At 41.0% G+C, this 15,583-nt stretch carries 15 protein-coding genes and 1 riboswitch; of the genes, 11 read left to right on the forward strand and 4 right to left on the reverse strand.

Translation table 11 applies throughout. From position 1 onward, the window contains the following. Positions 1–84 precede the first annotated feature (84 nt). Positions 85–216, forward strand: a riboswitch (cobalamin riboswitch). A 68-nt stretch (positions 217–284) separates the two neighbouring features. From CWB60_RS00760 to ung, 6 genes are read left to right on the forward strand one after another with little or no spacing between them, the layout of a single operon-like run. After that, positions 285–1,094 carry an ABC transporter ATP-binding protein gene (locus CWB60_RS00760; protein WP_024031566.1) on the forward strand — a complete coding sequence of 270 codons (810 nt, stop codon included), beginning with the start codon at positions 285–287 and terminating at the stop codon, positions 1,092–1,094. 4 nt (positions 1,095–1,098) lie between these two features. Beyond that, positions 1,099–2,103 carry a FecCD family ABC transporter permease gene (locus tag CWB60_RS00765; protein WP_004587987.1) on the forward strand — a complete coding sequence of 335 codons (1,005 nt, stop codon included), beginning with the start codon at positions 1,099–1,101 and terminating at the stop codon, positions 2,101–2,103. A gap of 5 nt (positions 2,104–2,108) precedes the next feature. Next, positions 2,109–3,599, forward strand: coding sequence for a cobyric acid synthase (locus CWB60_RS00770; protein WP_138578669.1), 1,491 nt, complete (start codon positions 2,109–2,111; stop codon positions 3,597–3,599). Next, complete coding sequence (gene cobO, locus CWB60_RS00775) at positions 3,583–4,182, forward strand: cob(I)yrinic acid a,c-diamide adenosyltransferase (RefSeq protein WP_004587989.1); 600 nt, start codon at positions 3,583–3,585, stop codon at positions 4,180–4,182. Before CWB60_RS00770 ends, cobO begins: the two co-directional genes overlap by 17 nt. Next, positions 4,182–5,042: a cobalamin-binding protein gene (locus CWB60_RS00780; RefSeq protein ID WP_138578671.1), complete on the forward strand. Its 861-nt coding sequence runs from the start codon at positions 4,182–4,184 to the stop codon at positions 5,040–5,042. The genes cobO and CWB60_RS00780 overlap by 1 nt, the downstream gene beginning before the upstream one ends. Continuing rightward, positions 5,039–5,701, forward strand: a complete 663-nt coding sequence (ung, locus tag CWB60_RS00785) for a uracil-DNA glycosylase (RefSeq protein WP_138578673.1) — start codon at positions 5,039–5,041, stop codon at positions 5,699–5,701. The genes CWB60_RS00780 and ung overlap by 4 nt, the downstream gene beginning before the upstream one ends. Positions 5,702–5,881: 180 nt before the next feature. Here ung and CWB60_RS00790 read toward each other — a convergent pair whose 3' ends face one another. Together CWB60_RS00790 and tal are read right to left on the reverse strand one after the other, a co-directional pair. Further along, the gene (locus CWB60_RS00790) at positions 5,882–6,070 is read right to left on the reverse strand and encodes a DUF3545 family protein (protein ID WP_004587992.1); all 189 of its coding nucleotides are present in this window, start codon (positions 6,068–6,070) and stop codon (positions 5,882–5,884) included. 305 nt (positions 6,071–6,375) lie between these two features. Then, positions 6,376–7,326 carry a transaldolase gene (gene tal, locus CWB60_RS00795; RefSeq protein WP_004587993.1) on the reverse strand — a complete coding sequence of 317 codons (951 nt, stop codon included), beginning with the start codon at positions 7,324–7,326 and terminating at the stop codon, positions 6,376–6,378. 254 nt (positions 7,327–7,580) lie between these two features. Between tal and yaaA the strand changes: the two genes are divergently transcribed. Both yaaA and CWB60_RS00805 read left to right on the forward strand, forming a co-directional pair. After that, positions 7,581–8,360 carry a peroxide stress protein YaaA gene (yaaA, locus tag CWB60_RS00800; protein WP_138578675.1) on the forward strand — a complete coding sequence of 260 codons (780 nt, stop codon included), beginning with the start codon at positions 7,581–7,583 and terminating at the stop codon, positions 8,358–8,360. Positions 8,361–8,483: 123 nt separating this feature from the next. Beyond that, positions 8,484–9,440: a mechanosensitive ion channel family protein gene (locus CWB60_RS00805; RefSeq protein ID WP_029774207.1), complete on the forward strand. Its 957-nt coding sequence runs from the start codon at positions 8,484–8,486 to the stop codon at positions 9,438–9,440. Between the two features lie 799 nt (positions 9,441–10,239). Here the strand turns inward: CWB60_RS00805 and CWB60_RS00810 are convergent. Both CWB60_RS00810 and srmB read right to left on the reverse strand, forming a co-directional pair. Continuing rightward, positions 10,240–10,560: a BON domain-containing protein gene (locus tag CWB60_RS00810; RefSeq protein WP_004587996.1), complete on the reverse strand. Its 321-nt coding sequence runs from the start codon at positions 10,558–10,560 to the stop codon at positions 10,240–10,242. 229 nt (positions 10,561–10,789) lie between these two features. Further along, positions 10,790–12,019 (reverse strand): ATP-dependent RNA helicase SrmB, encoded by a 1,230-nt coding sequence (srmB, locus tag CWB60_RS00815; protein WP_138578677.1) that lies wholly within the window; start codon positions 12,017–12,019, stop codon positions 10,790–10,792. A gap of 76 nt (positions 12,020–12,095) precedes the next feature. On the opposite strand from srmB, the gene CWB60_RS00820 reads away from it, so the two are divergent. From CWB60_RS00820 to CWB60_RS00830, 3 genes are all read left to right on the forward strand, one after another. After that, on the forward strand, positions 12,096–12,794 hold the full coding sequence (locus CWB60_RS00820) for a tRNA1(Val) (adenine(37)-N6)-methyltransferase (RefSeq protein ID WP_029774208.1): 699 nt from the start codon (positions 12,096–12,098) through the stop codon (positions 12,792–12,794). 155 nt (positions 12,795–12,949) lie between these two features. Continuing rightward, positions 12,950–14,956, forward strand: a complete 2,007-nt coding sequence (locus tag CWB60_RS00825) for an alpha-amylase (protein ID WP_138578679.1) — start codon at positions 12,950–12,952, stop codon at positions 14,954–14,956. A 179-nt stretch (positions 14,957–15,135) separates the two neighbouring features. Next, entirely contained in the window at positions 15,136–15,582 is a 447-nt protein-coding gene (locus CWB60_RS00830) for a DUF2147 domain-containing protein (RefSeq protein WP_055254841.1), read from the forward strand. Position 15,583: the final 1 nt, after the last annotated feature.

Raw genomic sequence — 15,583 nt, forward strand, 5'->3', positions numbered from 1 at the left:
CTCCCTTTATTAACCGCGCTCTAATGAGCGCGGTTTTTTTTGCTTTAAATTATTTACTTACCCGCCCATAATAGACCCTCATTTGGAATGGGGTGAAATTCCTCAACTATTCCCGTAACTGTAATTAGCATCACGCTTTAAGTCAGATACAAATGAGACATATCAATCAGCATGAGAAGTTCTAGATTGGTATACTTTTTTAACGAGCGGGTAAACTCATTTTTATTGATGCACTAGTCTTTTAGCTGTGTGTTAGTGAGTGCACGCTTTCCAAGGACTCACTTTTGCAAACTACATTAGCGCCAAATACACCCTTATTAAACGTTCAAAATGTGTCGTGGGAAGTTGATGATCACGCCATTTTAAACAATATTAATTTACACATAGCTAAGGGTAAGTTTATTGGGTTAATTGGCCCAAATGGGGCGGGTAAGTCGAGCTTACTGCGCTGTTTGTATCGCTTTAATAAACCCACCGCTGGTAACGTTACCTTTAATCAGCAGGATATTTGGCAGCTTAAAAGTGAAGACTACGCAAAATATGTTGCTGTAGTTCTACAAGAAACGCCCGCGCAATTTAACCTAACATTATTTGATGTGGTTGCCCTTGGGCTTACACCTCATAAATCATTATTTAGCGCCACCACCCACAGCGACAAACAAAAAATTACACAGGCAATAAAAACCGTAGGGCTTGAGCAACAGTGTAAGCAAAATTTTGAATCGCTTTCGGGGGGCGAAAAGCAACGTGCATTGATTGCCCGCGCTATAGTGCAGCAACCGCAATTACTCATCATGGATGAGCCAACCAGCCATTTAGATGTTAAATATCAAATACAAGTGATGGAACTGGCAAAATCGCTAGGGGTCACTGTGTTTGCCTCATTTCATGATTTAAATTTAGCAGCCGCTATGTGCGATGAGCTGGTGGTTATTAATAAAGGTAAAATAACACATACAGGTTCGCCTGCGCAGGTACTTAGTGAGGACATGCTAGCGGATGTTTTTGGGGTATGTGCGCGCGTAACTAGCCACCCTCAGCGCACAGAAAATGGCCAAACTATTCCTCATATTACTTACTTTTATGGCTATTAATTAAATGGATATAACAAAAATAAACCAGTGGACAATATTTATAGCAGCCGTATTAATTGCACTGGGCAGCCTTTTTAGCGCACTGAGCTTTGGCGCCGCAGATACGCCGTTAAGTGATGTGCTCACAGGAATTTTATCAGCAGGGGAGGGCTCCTTTAACGCGCGTATTATTTATGAGCTTAGGTTACCTCGTACCTTACTTGCCTTTATGGCGGGCGCAGGTTTGGCTATTGCAGGGCTTATTTTACAAACGGTTACCCGTAACCCGCTCGCTGATCCGTATTTATTTGGCATATCGTCAGGCGCGTCGTTTGGGGTCGTACTGCTTATGGCCGTTGCGGGTATTAGTGCAGGGTTTATGTTATCGGCTGCTGCCTTATTGGGGAGCTTTTTAGCAATGGGCTTATTGATACTTATTGCTGGGCGGCAAAAAAGCACGCAAGTAGAGTCTATGTTGCTAGCGGGGGTGGCGCTGTCATTTTTATTTAGCGCATTTACAAGTTTATTGCTGTATTGGAGTGACCCGCAAGCAGTGGCTGGTATTTTGTTTTGGACGTTAGGTAGCTTTGCCCGCGCACAATGGGCCACGTTATGGTTGCCATGCGTGGTTATAGTGGTGTGTATTAGCTTTATGCTGAGCTTTAAAAGGCAGTTAAATGCGCTGCTTCTTGGCGATGAAAGCGCGATAACGCTTGGGGTCCGTGTGCACCGTTTTAGAATTTTAATGTTGGTATTGAGCTCGTTAATAACGGCCGTGCTGGTGGCCTTATGTGGCGGTATTGGTTTTGTAGGTTTAATGGTGCCGCACATAGTGCGCTTTTTTATATCTCAGGGCAGTACTGCTGGCTTACTAATTACTAGCTTAGTGGGCGGCACGTTTATGGTGTGGGTCGATGTGCTTTCGCGCTCATTACTTAAAAACCAAGAGCTCCCTGTAGGGGTAATTACAGCAGCTATGGGTAGCGTATTTTTTTTAAGCTTACTCTTTTTTAGAAAAACAAAGGCATAGTGCTGATGAAAACCTTAATGATTCAAGGCACTACGTCAGATGCCGGAAAAAGCACCTTAGTCGCTGCGCTTTGTAGAGTGTTTGCAAAGCAAGGTGTAAAGGTCGCGCCTTTTAAACCGCAGAATATGGCGCTTAATAGCGCGGTTACAAAAGAGGGTGGAGAAATAGGCCGTGCGCAAGCTTTGCAAGCTATAGCCGCTAAAGTAGAGCCTCAAAACGACTTTAACCCCATATTGCTCAAACCAAATAGTGATACGGGGGCACAAGTCATTATACATGGAAAAGCCATTAGTAATATGGAGGCAGGGGCTTATCATAACTATAAACAGGTTGCGATGGATGCAGTGCTTGCCTCGCATAAACGCCTAGCAAAGCAGTTTGATTTATTATTGGTTGAGGGCGCAGGCAGCCCCGCAGAAATAAACCTACGCGAGAACGACATTGCCAATATGGGTTACGCAGAAGCGGTAGATTGCCCTGTCATTATTATTGCCGATATAGACAAAGGCGGTGTGTTTGCGCATTTAGTGGGCACACTTGCGTTATTAAGCGAATCCGAGCAAGCGCGCGTAAAAGGCTTTGTTATAAACCGCTTTAGAGGCGATATAAGCTTGCTACAAAGTGGACTAGATTGGCTTGAGCGCTACACAAAAAAACCAGTGCTTGGAGTGCTGCCTTATTTGCATGATTTAGCACTTGATGCCGAAGATGCTGTAGCAATAGATAACACGGTGACGACTGCCACCATTAATATAGCCGTGCTTTTATTGCCGCATATTAGTAACCATACCGATTTTGATGCATTGCGGCTGCACCCAAATATTAATATAAATTATGTACGCCACACACACGCGATCCCACCGGTTGATCTGATTATTATTCCTGGCAGTAAAAACGTGCTGGGCGATTTAAGTTTTGTAAAAAATGAAGGCTGGGATACGCAAATAAAGCGCCACTTACGCTATGGTGGCAAAGTATTGGGTATCTGTGGTGGTATGCAAATGTTGGGAAATAGCATTGCTGATCCGATGGGGGTTGAATCGTCATTAAAACGTGTTAAAGGCCTTGCATTAAGTGACTTTGATACCGCTCTAAGCACCCAAAAAGTACTCACTAAAGTAACGGCGGCTATGCAGTTAAATGATTTGCAAACACCGTGTAGCGGCTACGAAATTCATGCCGGCATTAGTGAAGGCGCAGCACTTGATAAGCCATTTTTAACGTTTAACGCGCACCCTTATGGGTTTGAAAACGATGGCTTTATTAGTGATGATAATGCCATTGCTGGTACTTATTTGCATGGCTTGTTTGATGAACCCGCTGCCACACTGCAAATTTTAAAGTGGGTAAAAAGCGATGCAACCATACAACCTGTGAGTATTGTAGCGCACCGCGAGCAACAACTTGAGCGCTTGGCCACTATGTGCGAGGCGCATTTGAACATACAACACATTATTTCGATTTATGAAGGAGATAATAATGACGGATACAAATAACGATAAGCACCAGCAGCGCCAACAAAAAGTAAAAGAGCAGGTAGATGCACGCGTGGCTGCTGCGCAAGATGTTAAAGGGATATTTCAGGTAATTACGGGTAATGGTAAAGGTAAATCCACCTCAGGCTTTGGTGTGGTTGCTCGCTGCGTAGGGCATGGTAAAAAAGCCGCTGTTTGTCAGTTTATTAAAGGCACATGGGAGTGTGGAGAGCGTAACTTATTACAAGGCGCAGGGGTTGAATTTGCCGTTATGAATACCGGTTTTACATGGGATACGCAAAACAAAGAAGCCGACACCGCAGCCGCGCAAGCAACATGGCAAGAGTCAAAGCGTATGCTTGCTGATAGCAGTATTGATTTAGTATTACTAGATGAGCTTACCTACATGGTGACTTACGGTTATATTGATTTAGATGAGGTAGTAAACGCGCTAAATAATCGCCCTCCCATGCAATCGGTTATTATTACAGGTCGCGCAGCGCACCGCACATTAACAGACCTTGCCGATACAGTAAGCGAAGTGCGCAATGTTAAACACGCCTTCGACTCGGGTATAAAAGCACTAGAAGGGTTTGATTACTAATGTATAAAGCGTTTTTTACTGCACTGCTGTTATTGTGTTCTGGGGGCAGTGCCGTGGCCAGTGATACAGCTGCGCCAGATAAACTGCGCGTTGTAGCACTTGCACCGCATATAGTAGAAAACCTATTTGCTATAGGTGCGGGAAGTAATATTGTTGGCACTGTTGATTACGCTGATTACCCAAATGAAGCTAAAAGTATTGAACGCATTGGTGGTTACTATGGTATTTCCCTTGAAAAATTATTAGCGCTAAAACCCGATTTAGTGATTGGTTGGAAAAGCGGTAACCAAAGTGAAGATTTAGAACAAATTAAACGCCTTGGTATAAAAATACATTTAAGTGCTCCCAAAAAAATAGAAGAAGTTGCAAACGAGCTGATTGCTTTTGGAAAATTTACTGGGCGTATTGAGCAAAGCAAGCAAGTAGCAAACGCATTTATTACTAAGCTCAAAAATATTAAAAAGCAGCAGCAAAGCAAAAAAATATTAACTGGTTTTTATCAATTATGGCCAGAGCCAATGATGACGGTAAGTGAAAACACATGGATAAACCAGCTTATAGAAACATGTCATGTAAGCAATGTATTTGCACACAGCCCAACCGACTACCCGCAAATAAGTATTGAAAACGTGGTGATTAAAAAACCACAGATTATTATTATTCCTGATGAACAAGCCGATAAGCCACAGCCTAAAATTAATTGGCAAAAATGGCCAGAAGTCCCCGCTGTAAAACATAACCAATTTATACGTGTAAATGCCGATTTATTACATCGTTTTACGCCGCGCATGCTAGATGGACTGGCAAATATGTGTGATAAAATAGACGCATCACGCAAACAAATTAAGAGTATACAATGAGCGATTGGCCAGCCTTTTTAGAATATGAATTACAGCAAACTTATATGCAGCAAACATTAGATTATGTAGCAAAACGCCGTGTCGAAGGTGTTGCTGTGTACCCACCCAAAGAGCAAGTATTTAGCGCCTTTGAAGCGACAGCCCTTAACAATATTCGCGTGGTTATTTTAGGCCAAGACCCATACCACGGAGAAGGCCAAGCCCATGGCTTATGTTTTTCTGTGTTGCCAGAGGTTAAAAAGTTACCGCCGTCGCTAAAAAATATGTACAAAGAATTGGCAACGGATATTCCCGGTTTTGAAATACCAGACCATGGCTACTTACAAAGCTGGGCAGAGCAGGGCGTGTTTTTACTCAATACGGTACTCACGGTTGAGCAAGGCCAAGCGCACTCGCATAAGCATTTAGGGTGGGAGCAATTTACCGATAACGTGATAGCTCATATAAATGCACACTGCAAAGGTGTCGTGTTTATCTTATGGGGCGCTCATGCGCAAAAAAAAGGTAAAAATATTAACAGCGCTCGCCATCATATTTTAAAAGGGCCGCACCCATCGCCGCTTTCTGCGCATCGTGGTTTTTTTGGCTGTAAGCACTTTTCACAAACAAATGAATTATTACAAGCCCAAGGCGATACGCCCATTAACTGGCAGGTTTAATTGATATATTAAAAAAGGCTTTCGTATCATGAAAGCCTTTTGCTTAGTTATTGTGTACTAATGCCCATGCGCAATAATTATCAATTACTTTGAAGGGGTAAAACCTGGCGTTAGCTTTACTATCGATACGGTTTTCCTGCCGCAAAATAAATTGCCTAATTGAGCGCAATGAGTTTGAAATTAAAAATCTAGCTCATCAATTTCAATGCTGTCTGTAAAAAAGTCTAACTCCTGTAGTTCTTTACGTAACCGTTGTTTGTCTTTTATGGCCTCAATCTCGCGCCACTTTCTTTTTTTATTCTTTTGAGAGGTTTTTCTTGTTGTATCAGGACCTTCTAATATCTCTAATATATCGTTTAGGCTATCCATGACTATCTCCTATTGATTTTAGTGAACCTCGAGAATACCTATACCACAGGCCTAGCTAAAATAGAATAAAAAAGTGACGAATTTGTTACAGGTATGTGATGCGTTGATGAAGTTTAATACTAGCTAGCTTTATTGAGCGCGCTATTTTTAGATAGAAAAAATAAATAAAAAAACACTAAAAGTGAGCTATTTAGCTGTGTAGGCAATGGTACATGTTGTGGCAGGTTAGTATAAAGCAGTGCGGATTATATTAAGGGCATAAAAAAACGCCGCAGGTGCGGCGTTTAATACATAATTAGCGCGTATTACATTGCTTTAAAACGTGCTTCTAGCTGCTCTTGTGCATCTGCGAATGAGCGGATACCTTCAGCTAGTTTTTCAGTGGCCATTGCATCTTGGTTATGTAACCAACGGAACTGCGACTCAGTAAGTGGAGCAGGCTTTGGCTCTTTAGGAATATCACTTTGTAGTAAGTATTCTTCTGCACCTTCTAAATTGCCTAAGTCTTCTAGTAGGTTAGGGCTAATCGTTAGCTTGTCACAACCTGTAAGCGCAATAATTTCACCAGTGTTACGGAAGCTTGCGCCCATAACAACGGTTTTGTAATCATGGCGTTTATAAAACTCAAAAATGCTACGTACAGATTGAACACCTGGATCTTGTAGCGGATCGGTTGGTTTTTCCATACCATTTGCTACGTGCCAATCTAAAATACGGCCAACAAATGGCGAGATTAGAAATACATTTGCATCAGCACACGCACGTGCTTGAGCATCGCTAAATAATAAAGTTAGGTTACATTTAGTCCCTTCTTTTTCTAGCTGTTCGGCCGCTTTAATGCCTTCCCATGTAGACGCAACTTTAATTAAAATTTTGTCTTTGCTTACACCTTCTTTTTCATAAAGGCTAAGCAGGGTATGTGCTTTATCAATAGTTGCTTGGGTGTCGAATGATAAACGAGCATCTACTTCAGTAGAAATATAACCAGGTACAATTTCGCTAATTTCTTTACCAAGTAATACGGCAAAGTAGTCACATGCAAGTTCAAGCTGTTTAGCTGCATCTTGCTCTGTTTCTTTTGCATAGCTCCAAGCTTTATCTAAATAAGGCTTGTAAGCTTCAATCTCGCTCGCTTTTAATAAAAGCGACGGGTTTGTGGTTGCATCTTCTGGTTGATGCTTTTTGATCGCTTCAATATCGCCAGTGTCGGCTACGATAGATGAATGTTGTTTTAGCCTTTGTAGAGCGCTAGTCATTTGCCTTCCTCATTCCAAGCAAGTTAAAAGAAAATCTAAACTACCTTAATATAAGTATTCAATACTGCAACAGTGTGACAATGCTTGATAGGTCTTATGTCCTTATCAATAGAAAAACGACGATGCATGATTTATTAAGGTAGGATTTAGGCCATTGCGATTAATTTTCAATGGTATTTTATAAACAAAACGTGCTTTTCGTCTCATTTAATGTTGAAATTGACATTAAATAAATTACAAGTCAATAGCTAACTATGATCACTGTTATTTCACCAGCAAAAAATCTTGATTACGAAACGCCACCCGCAACAGATAAGTTCACTCAACCTGAATTACTAGAGCACAGCGAAGAGCTCATGAAAGTATGCCGTGAACTAACTCCAGCGCAAATTGGCAGCCTAATGAAAATTAGCGATAAGCTTGCAGGGCTTAACGCTGCGCGCTTTAGCGAATGGTCGCAACCATTTACACAAAGTAATGCTAAACAAGCGGTACTAGCCTTTAACGGCGATGTGTACGGTGGTTTAGATGCCGCAACACTCACTGCCGCTAACCTCGATTATGCGCAAAACCATTTACGTATACTTTCGGGTTTATACGGCTTATTAAAGCCGCTTGATTTAATGCAAGCCTACCGCCTAGAAATGGGTACTAAGCTTGATAACCCTCGCGGGAAAAATTTGTATGAATTTTGGGGTAGCATTATTGCTAATAAATTAAACGAGGAATTAAAAGCGCAAGACGCACAATACCTGGTTAATCTTGCTTCAAACGAGTACTTTAAAGCAGTAGATAAAAAAGCACTCAATGCGCAAATTATTACCCCGCATTTTAAAGACTGCAAAAATGGTCAATATAAGGTAATTAGCTTTTACGCTAAAAAAGCGCGCGGCATGATGGCCCGTTACATTATAGAAAACCAGGTCACACAGCTTAGCCAATTAAAAGAGTTTACTGTGGCGGGTTATTACTTTAGCCCTGAAGCAACAGCAAAAGAGCTTGAGCCAGTATTTATGCGCGACGAGCAAAACTAAGCGTTTATACTCAGCAAACAATGAGTTAAAAAGCCATGCATTGCATGGCTTTTTTTATGCTGGCGCTAAACTTGCTAACTTCACCTACTATTAATGAGATAAAAAATAGATAGGTGTAAAAATATGATCAGCATACCTTCAGTAGCCGAAGCCGAAAAACTCATCGAAGAAAAACTCGGAGGGTGGTTTGATGTAGTAATAAGCCACATCCCAAACTTTATTGTGGCAGTGGTAATAGCCATTGTATTTTCAATAATAGCGCGCTTTGCCGGCCAGCTAATGAAAAACCTATTAAGGCGCTCACTCGACTCTAAGCAAATTGCTGATTTAATGGCGTCTATTTTTAAGGTTATTGTGTTATGTGTGGGCCTATTTATCGCTTTAGATTTTATGGGGTTAAAAGGCACAGTCACATCGTTACTAGCGGGTGCGGGTATTGTGGGTTTAGCCATTGGCTTTGCTTTTCAAGACATGACCGAGAACTTAATTGCCGGTATTGCTATGGGAATACGCAAGCCATTTAAAGCGGGTGATGTAATTGAAACCGACGATGTATTTGGCTCGGTACATTCTATAAACCTGCGTAACACGCTAATAGAGAGCTTTTACGGGCAGTTAATACTGGTACCTAACAAGGTATTATTTAGAAATGTGTTAAAAAATTACACCACGTTAGGCGTTAGGCGCATAGAGGTACCGGTGGGTATTTCATACGGCGACGACATTGAAAAAGCCAAAGAAGTGATAGTAGATAAAATTAACGAGTTTGACTTTGTAATACGCAAAGATGAAACCGCTGTGTACGCAGAAGGTTTTGGCGACAGTAGTATTAATTTACTGGTGTGGTTTTGGATAAAATACCCAGGCGAGCCAGACTTTATGACAGTACGCCATAAAGGCGTAGTCGCTGTTAAACAAGCGCTTGATGCTGCAGATATAAGTATTCCATTCCCAATACGTACGTTAGATTTTGGCATTAAAGGCGGTGAAAAGCTCGATGCCATGATAAGCGATAAAATAAACCAACAGTCACCCAAACAACAAGGCGGGAGTAATACGGGTTCAAATCAAAGCGAATGAGCGACTAATACTGGTTTAAACTAGCCCAGTAATAGTTACCCACTAGCAGCGCATTTTTACATAAAAAGTGCGCTGCTAGTAATTTCAAAGCGCTAAGTCGGGTTAAATTTAACTATACTTTTAATCAATTTATTTTAAGTTAATACTTATTTGCTTTTCGCTGCCATCGAATTTTTGATTAGTAGTAAAAGCGTTTCACCACTGCTTTTTGTCATCGATTTTTGTAACCTCAGCAGGGCAATCTGAAATAGCGCAGCTATCTAATTCTATTACCTTGTCGCCTACTTTTAATCCTGCCAAATCAGCAAAGACTTTTATAATATCTATTTCACTAATTTCTGGGCTAAAAAGCCGGATACAGACACATCTGCAGCAAAGCCAAATGTAGCTTCCTCTGCATGGCCAATAAGAGGGATTAGCAGTAGTAAATAAACCATTTCATGTATTAGCTTCCTTGTGTAAGTGATGGGGCATTTGCATGCATTAAGTCATATATTATCTGTTATTTATGGTGAGGTTGATTAGCAAACACTTGTAGATTGCCAACGGTATTAAAAATGCGCTGATTATATGAACTTTACAGCCTTGTTATAGCATTCTTTTATCAAAGCTGTAGTAAGTCACTAATTTAAAAGAGTGGGAAAGGACGGCTAAGTGTTTGCTCTGCTTTTCATAGGGGAGCTAAAGCTAGAAGTTTAGATACTAAAGTGTGCTATTAAGCATAAAAAAGCGCGGCTTGTGTTGGAGAAACAAGCCACGCAGAGGAATAAGTTATATAAACAAATACTGTAATGCGGTATCAGATAACACTAATTTTATTACGGATAATTTTAACGCCATCCATATTTTCTAAAAACTTTTGCGCAAGTGCACGCTGAAAACCTGTTTGCGCTTCACCGTATAGGTCAACTTCACCGTCTTCAACCTGCACGCGAATATCGCTTAATGCTAAGTTTGGGTTAGTGCGTAACGTATTGGTGATTGTTTGTTGTAAGTTAGGTTGAGTAGCCACACTGCTTACTACGGCTAAGTTAGTTGCTGCACTTACTTTTGTAGCGCAAGCTAATAAAAATAAACAACAAAATGATACTAAAGCGATAGTTAACTTAAAGCGGTTCATAACTTCATCCTTACATTACGGTTAATCGTGCAGCTATTCTTAGCTGAGTTACTTTCTCAGTTACAATTTCGATGCCAGTTTTAATTTATTGAAATATAAGGTTATTTTATTAAGTGGGAATTCAGGTGGGCAATAATTACACTTTAATGGGAATGAGTTACATGCTTGGGTTACATTTGTAACGGGTACAAAAAAGCCGGCAACTGCCGGCTTGTTTATTTATGGTGTGCTATTTCTTTTTAATTTTAGCTTTGGCTTTTTTCTTAGCTTTCATTTTTACCGGGTCTTTACGCTTTTTAGCGGGTGGCTTAGCTTCTTTATGCTGTGGCTCAAGCCCTTTAATTATACGGCGCTTAAGCTTTTGCTCTGTGTATCGCTCAACCTTGTATAAAATGCCAATGTCGTGCGCTTCAACTAATGATATAGCAATCCCTTTTTTACCTGCACGGCCAGTACGGCCAATACGGTGTACATAGACATCGGCAGTGCGCGGCATATCAAAGTTAATTACGTGGCTAATGTCAGAAACATCAATACCGCGGGCCGCAACATCGGTTGCTATTAATATGCGCGTTTTACCACTGTGGAAATTTTCCATCGCTTTCATGCGCTTATCTTGCGGCATTTCGCCACGCAGCCACGCGGCTTTTACGCCATTGTTAGTTAGCTCACCAATTAGCGTTTCTAGGCGCTCACGGGTTTTTACAAACACAATGGCTTTACTTACATCTGGGCCGCTTAAGGTATTAACCAACAGCTCAAGCTTGTGGTGGTAGTCATCAGCAAGGTGAACCCATTGATGAATTTTTGCTTTTTCTTTGCGTGACGATTCGGCTTCAAGTAAAGCAGGGTCGTTTAAAATACGCTCTGCAAATAACTCAACGCTATCGCCTTCTAACGTTGCAGAGAATAAAAAGCACTGACGACGGTTTTTAGCTTCGTCACATATGCGCAGCATTTCTTTTCTAAAGCCCATGTCTAACATGCGGTCGGCTTCATCAAGAATAAGCATTTCTACGTTTTCAGCATGGAAATTTTCGGTTTCAAGATATTCCATTAAACGTCCTGGTGTGGCGATTAAAATATCGTTATTGTTTTCAAAAATTTCTTTATGGGTGCCGTAGTTTATACCACCTGTTACTACACCAATTTTAAGGTGAGTGCCTTTAGCAAGTAGTTCACATTGCTCATGAATTTGATAAGCCAGTTCACGGGTTGGGGTCATTATTAACACACGTGCAAAACCTGGGTCGCGACGCGGAAAATCCATTAAGTATTGAATAGCCGGAATTAAAAATGCCGCCGTTTTACCTGTGCCAGTAGGTGCTGATGCTAAAATATCGCGACCTTGCAGCGCTTCAGGAATAGCTTGTTGTTGAATGCTGGTTGGTGTCTCGTAGCCCATTTTATCAATGGCGTTGAGTAGTTTAGTATCAAGATCAAATTCAGAAAATTGCATAGAGTGTCTAAAATAAGGGACAATTACCTGCAATTATACGCGCTATACGCCAGTTGGTGAATGAAAAGGTGAAAAAATGTCAGGGTTTACGTTTAAACAATTTAAGGTTGAGCACGATAGCTGTGCTATGAAGGTCTCAACCGATGGCATTTTACTTGGCGCATGGGCGTATTTAAAAGGCGCCAACACATTACTCGATATAGGCACAGGTACCGGTTTACTTGCGCTTATGTGTAAACAGCGCCAACCAGCACTTAGCATAACCGCTGTTGAAATTGATGAAGCTGCTTACAAGCAAGCGCAGCAAAATATAGCCTCTAGCCCGTGGCCAAATATCACAGTAAAGCACACCACTATACAAGCGTTTAAACAGGCGGCGCCATTTGATGTCGTGATTTCTAACCCCCCTTATTTTAACCGCAGTTTAAAAGGGCTAAGCGATGCCCGTAACACCGCACGCCATACCGATGGTTTAAGTTTTGACGAACTAATACATGCCTATATGCGTTTAAGTCATGAGTATTCGTGCTTTAACGTAATTTTACCCACCACAGAGGCGGGCCTATTCATTGAACTGGCAAAACAAAACGGGCTTTATTTAAACGCGCATTGCCAAGTAAAAACCACACCAAGTAAAGCATTTAGCCGCAGTTTGATGCGCTTTAGCTTAGTAAACACTTTGCTTGAGCTTACCTCCCTATGCATAAAAGATGAAAACAACCGCTACAGCGATGATTATATTGCGTTATGTAAAGCGTTTTACTTGAAAATGTAATTTTTAAGGCAGGTAATTATCTAGTAATAAAGGATAGTTTACCCATTATGCATACGTATTCAGTTTTTATTTGAGCAACTCTCAAACTAGTGTTAACCACTTGTAAATAACGTCGAGTATGTTGTTTAACTCGCCCAACACTGGAAACACACACTATGAAACTGAATAAAATGATCACCACTGCAGGTTTTAGCATAGGTTTAACCTTACCAAGTTTAGTATCGGCTGCGCCTACAACATTTGTGCATTTATTTGAATGGAATTGGCAAGATGTAGCCCAAGAATGTGAGCAGTTTTTAGGACCAAAAGGGTACGCTGCTGTACAGGTGTCTCCGCCTAACGAGCATATTACAGGTAGCCAATGGTGGACTCGCTATCAACCTGTGAGCTACCAACTACAAAGCCGAGGCGGTAACCGTTCGCAATTTATAGATATGGTTAATCGCTGTAACACCGCAGGCGTCGATATATATGTTGATACATTAATAAACCATATGGCAGCCGGCAGTGGTACGGGCACTGCTGGTAATACTTTTGGTAATAAACAATACCCTATTTATAGCCCACAAGATTTTCACGAAAGTTGTTCTATTAACCCAGAAGATTACGGTAATAACCGTTATCGCGTGCAAAACTGTGAGCTAGTAGGGCTGGCCGATTTAAATACTTCTTCAAATTATGTGCAAAATACATTAGCGGCATATATTAATGACCTTCAAGCTATGGGTGTTAAAGGTTTTAGGTTTGATGCTGCTAAGCATGTTGCTGCAAGTGATATTCAAAGTTTAATGGCAAAAATAAATGGCTCGCCAGTGGTGTTTCATGAGGTGATAGATCAAGGTACTGAAGCGGTTGCAGCCTCAGAGTATTTAAGTACAGGGCTAGTTACCGAGTTTAAATACAGTACGCAGCTTGGTAATACCTTTAGAAATGGCTCGCTTGCATGGTTAAGTAATTTTGGTGAAGGCTGGGGCTTTATGCCAAGTTCATCAGCTGTGGTATTTGTAGATAACCACGACAATCAGCGCGGCCATGGTGGTGCAGGTAATGTAATCACCTTTGAAGATGGCCGTTTATACGACCTAGCCAACGTATTTATGTTGGCGTATCCGTATGGGTATCCAAAAGTAATGTCGAGTTATGATTTTCACGGCGATACAGATGCGGGTGGGCCAAGTGTACCGGTGCACAATAATGGTAATTTAGAATGTTTTGCAAGTAACTGGAAGTGCGAGCATCGCTGGTCTTATATTGCGGGTGGTGTCGATTTTAGAAATAACACAGCCGACAACTGGGTAGTAACAAATTGGTGGGATAACACCCATAACCAGATTGCATTTGGACGTGGTAGCTCAGGTCATATGGCAATTAATAAAGAAGACTCAACGCTTAATGCAACAATTCAAACAGATATGGCGCCTGGACAGTACTGCAATGTGTTAAAAGGCGAGCTTTTGGGTAATGCTACTAGCTGTAGCGGTGAAGTAATAACAGTTAATAGCAACGGCACTATTAATTTAAATGTAGCGCCATGGGATGCAATAGCAATTCATAAAAATGCTAAATTAACCCAAGAGGCAGTGCCTAATAATAGCGACTGGCAAAGAACCGTTATTTTTATTAATGCTCAAACACAAAGCGGACAAGACATGTTTGTACGCGGTGGGATAGACCACACCTATGCAAATACAAACCTTGCTAGAAACTGCCAAACAACAAATGTTGAATGTGCTATGCCAATTCGCCATAACAATCTAAAAAACAACACCACAACACCTTGGAAAGCAAACGATAACTACCTAGATTGGTATGGAATTGAACAAGGCCAAAGCAGTGAAGCGCAAGGTACTGCCATGGATTGGACTACAAATGTTTGGCCAAGTGAATATGGCGCCCAAAAATCGGTAACAGTAGATGGCTTTGGTGTTACACCCCTTAATATATGGGGCGAACACTATTGGATGCTTGATGTTGATATGGATTGCAGTAAAGCTGTTAACGGATGGTTTGAATTAAAAGCATTTATAAAAAATGGCCAAGAGTGGGAAGGCGATATAAGCCAAGCAAATACCCCCTATACAAGTACTAACCATATGGCACAGTGTGGCAAAATTAATATGTTTGAATTTAACCGCTCAAGTGTAGAGGTACGTGACTTTTAAATACGTACTTTAAAACGCGTACGTTAAAAAACTATCAGCCAATTTAAAAACCAAGTGGGTTAACGCGCACTTGGTTTTTTACTTTTATATGTACCTAAATAGAAGTTTAATTTAATAGTGCGTTTATAAATCAGCTGGTATTATCGTTTTATTCGCCATTTTTTAATTTAGGCAACACAATGAAAAAGTTAAACAAATTACCGTTACTAACTACACTCGCTGCGGCTTTATTTATAAGCCAAGGTGCGCTTGCAAACATGACTCCTGTTGGGCTTTGGAAAACCATAGATGAAGACACCAACGAGGCTAAATCGTATGTACGCATTACTCAAAACGATAAGGTGCTCAGTGGTAAAGTTGAGACTATTTTAGACCCAGCTAAACAAACCGGTATTTGTAAAGAGTGTGATGGGGCATTAAAAAATCAGCCTATTTTAGGGATGACCATAATCACTGATGTAAAACCAGAAGATGATGGCGTGTGGGGCGATGGTGAAATACTTGACCCTACAAATGGTAAAACTTATACCGTGCAACTAACGCCACAAAACGACGGTAAAACATTAGAAGTACGTGGCTATATAGGCTTTTTTTACCGTAACCAATATTGGCAACGTGTGGAGTAGC

It is taken from the genome of Pseudoalteromonas sp. S327, assembly GCF_005886415.1.
Lineage (GTDB): Bacteria > Pseudomonadota > Gammaproteobacteria > Enterobacterales > Alteromonadaceae > Pseudoalteromonas > Pseudoalteromonas atlantica.

Coding starts and splice junctions, on each gene's coding strand:
- CWB60_RS00765 (WP_004587987.1), top strand. CDS start 1,099: ATGGATATAACAAAAATAAACCAGTGGACAATATTTATAGCAGCCGTA.
- CWB60_RS00770 (WP_138578669.1), top strand. CDS start 2,109: ATGAAAACCTTAATGATTCAAGGCACTACGTCAGATGCCGGAAAAAGC.
- cobO (WP_004587989.1), top strand. CDS start 3,583: ATGACGGATACAAATAACGATAAGCACCAGCAGCGCCAACAAAAAGTA.
- CWB60_RS00780 (WP_138578671.1), top strand. CDS start 4,182: ATGTATAAAGCGTTTTTTACTGCACTGCTGTTATTGTGTTCTGGGGGC.
- ung (WP_138578673.1), top strand. CDS start 5,039: ATGAGCGATTGGCCAGCCTTTTTAGAATATGAATTACAGCAAACTTAT.
- CWB60_RS00790 (WP_004587992.1), bottom strand. CDS start 6,070: ATGGATAGCCTAAACGATATATTAGAGATATTAGAAGGTCCTGATACA.
- tal (WP_004587993.1), bottom strand. CDS start 7,326: ATGACTAGCGCTCTACAAAGGCTAAAACAACATTCATCTATCGTAGCC.
- yaaA (WP_138578675.1), top strand. CDS start 7,581: ATGATCACTGTTATTTCACCAGCAAAAAATCTTGATTACGAAACGCCA.
- CWB60_RS00805 (WP_029774207.1), top strand. CDS start 8,484: ATGATCAGCATACCTTCAGTAGCCGAAGCCGAAAAACTCATCGAAGAA.
- CWB60_RS00810 (WP_004587996.1), bottom strand. CDS start 10,560: ATGAACCGCTTTAAGTTAACTATCGCTTTAGTATCATTTTGTTGTTTA.
- srmB (WP_138578677.1), bottom strand. CDS start 12,019: ATGCAATTTTCTGAATTTGATCTTGATACTAAACTACTCAACGCCATT.
- CWB60_RS00820 (WP_029774208.1), top strand. CDS start 12,096: ATGTCAGGGTTTACGTTTAAACAATTTAAGGTTGAGCACGATAGCTGT.
- CWB60_RS00825 (WP_138578679.1), top strand. CDS start 12,950: ATGAAACTGAATAAAATGATCACCACTGCAGGTTTTAGCATAGGTTTA.
- CWB60_RS00830 (WP_055254841.1), top strand. CDS start 15,136: ATGAAAAAGTTAAACAAATTACCGTTACTAACTACACTCGCTGCGGCT.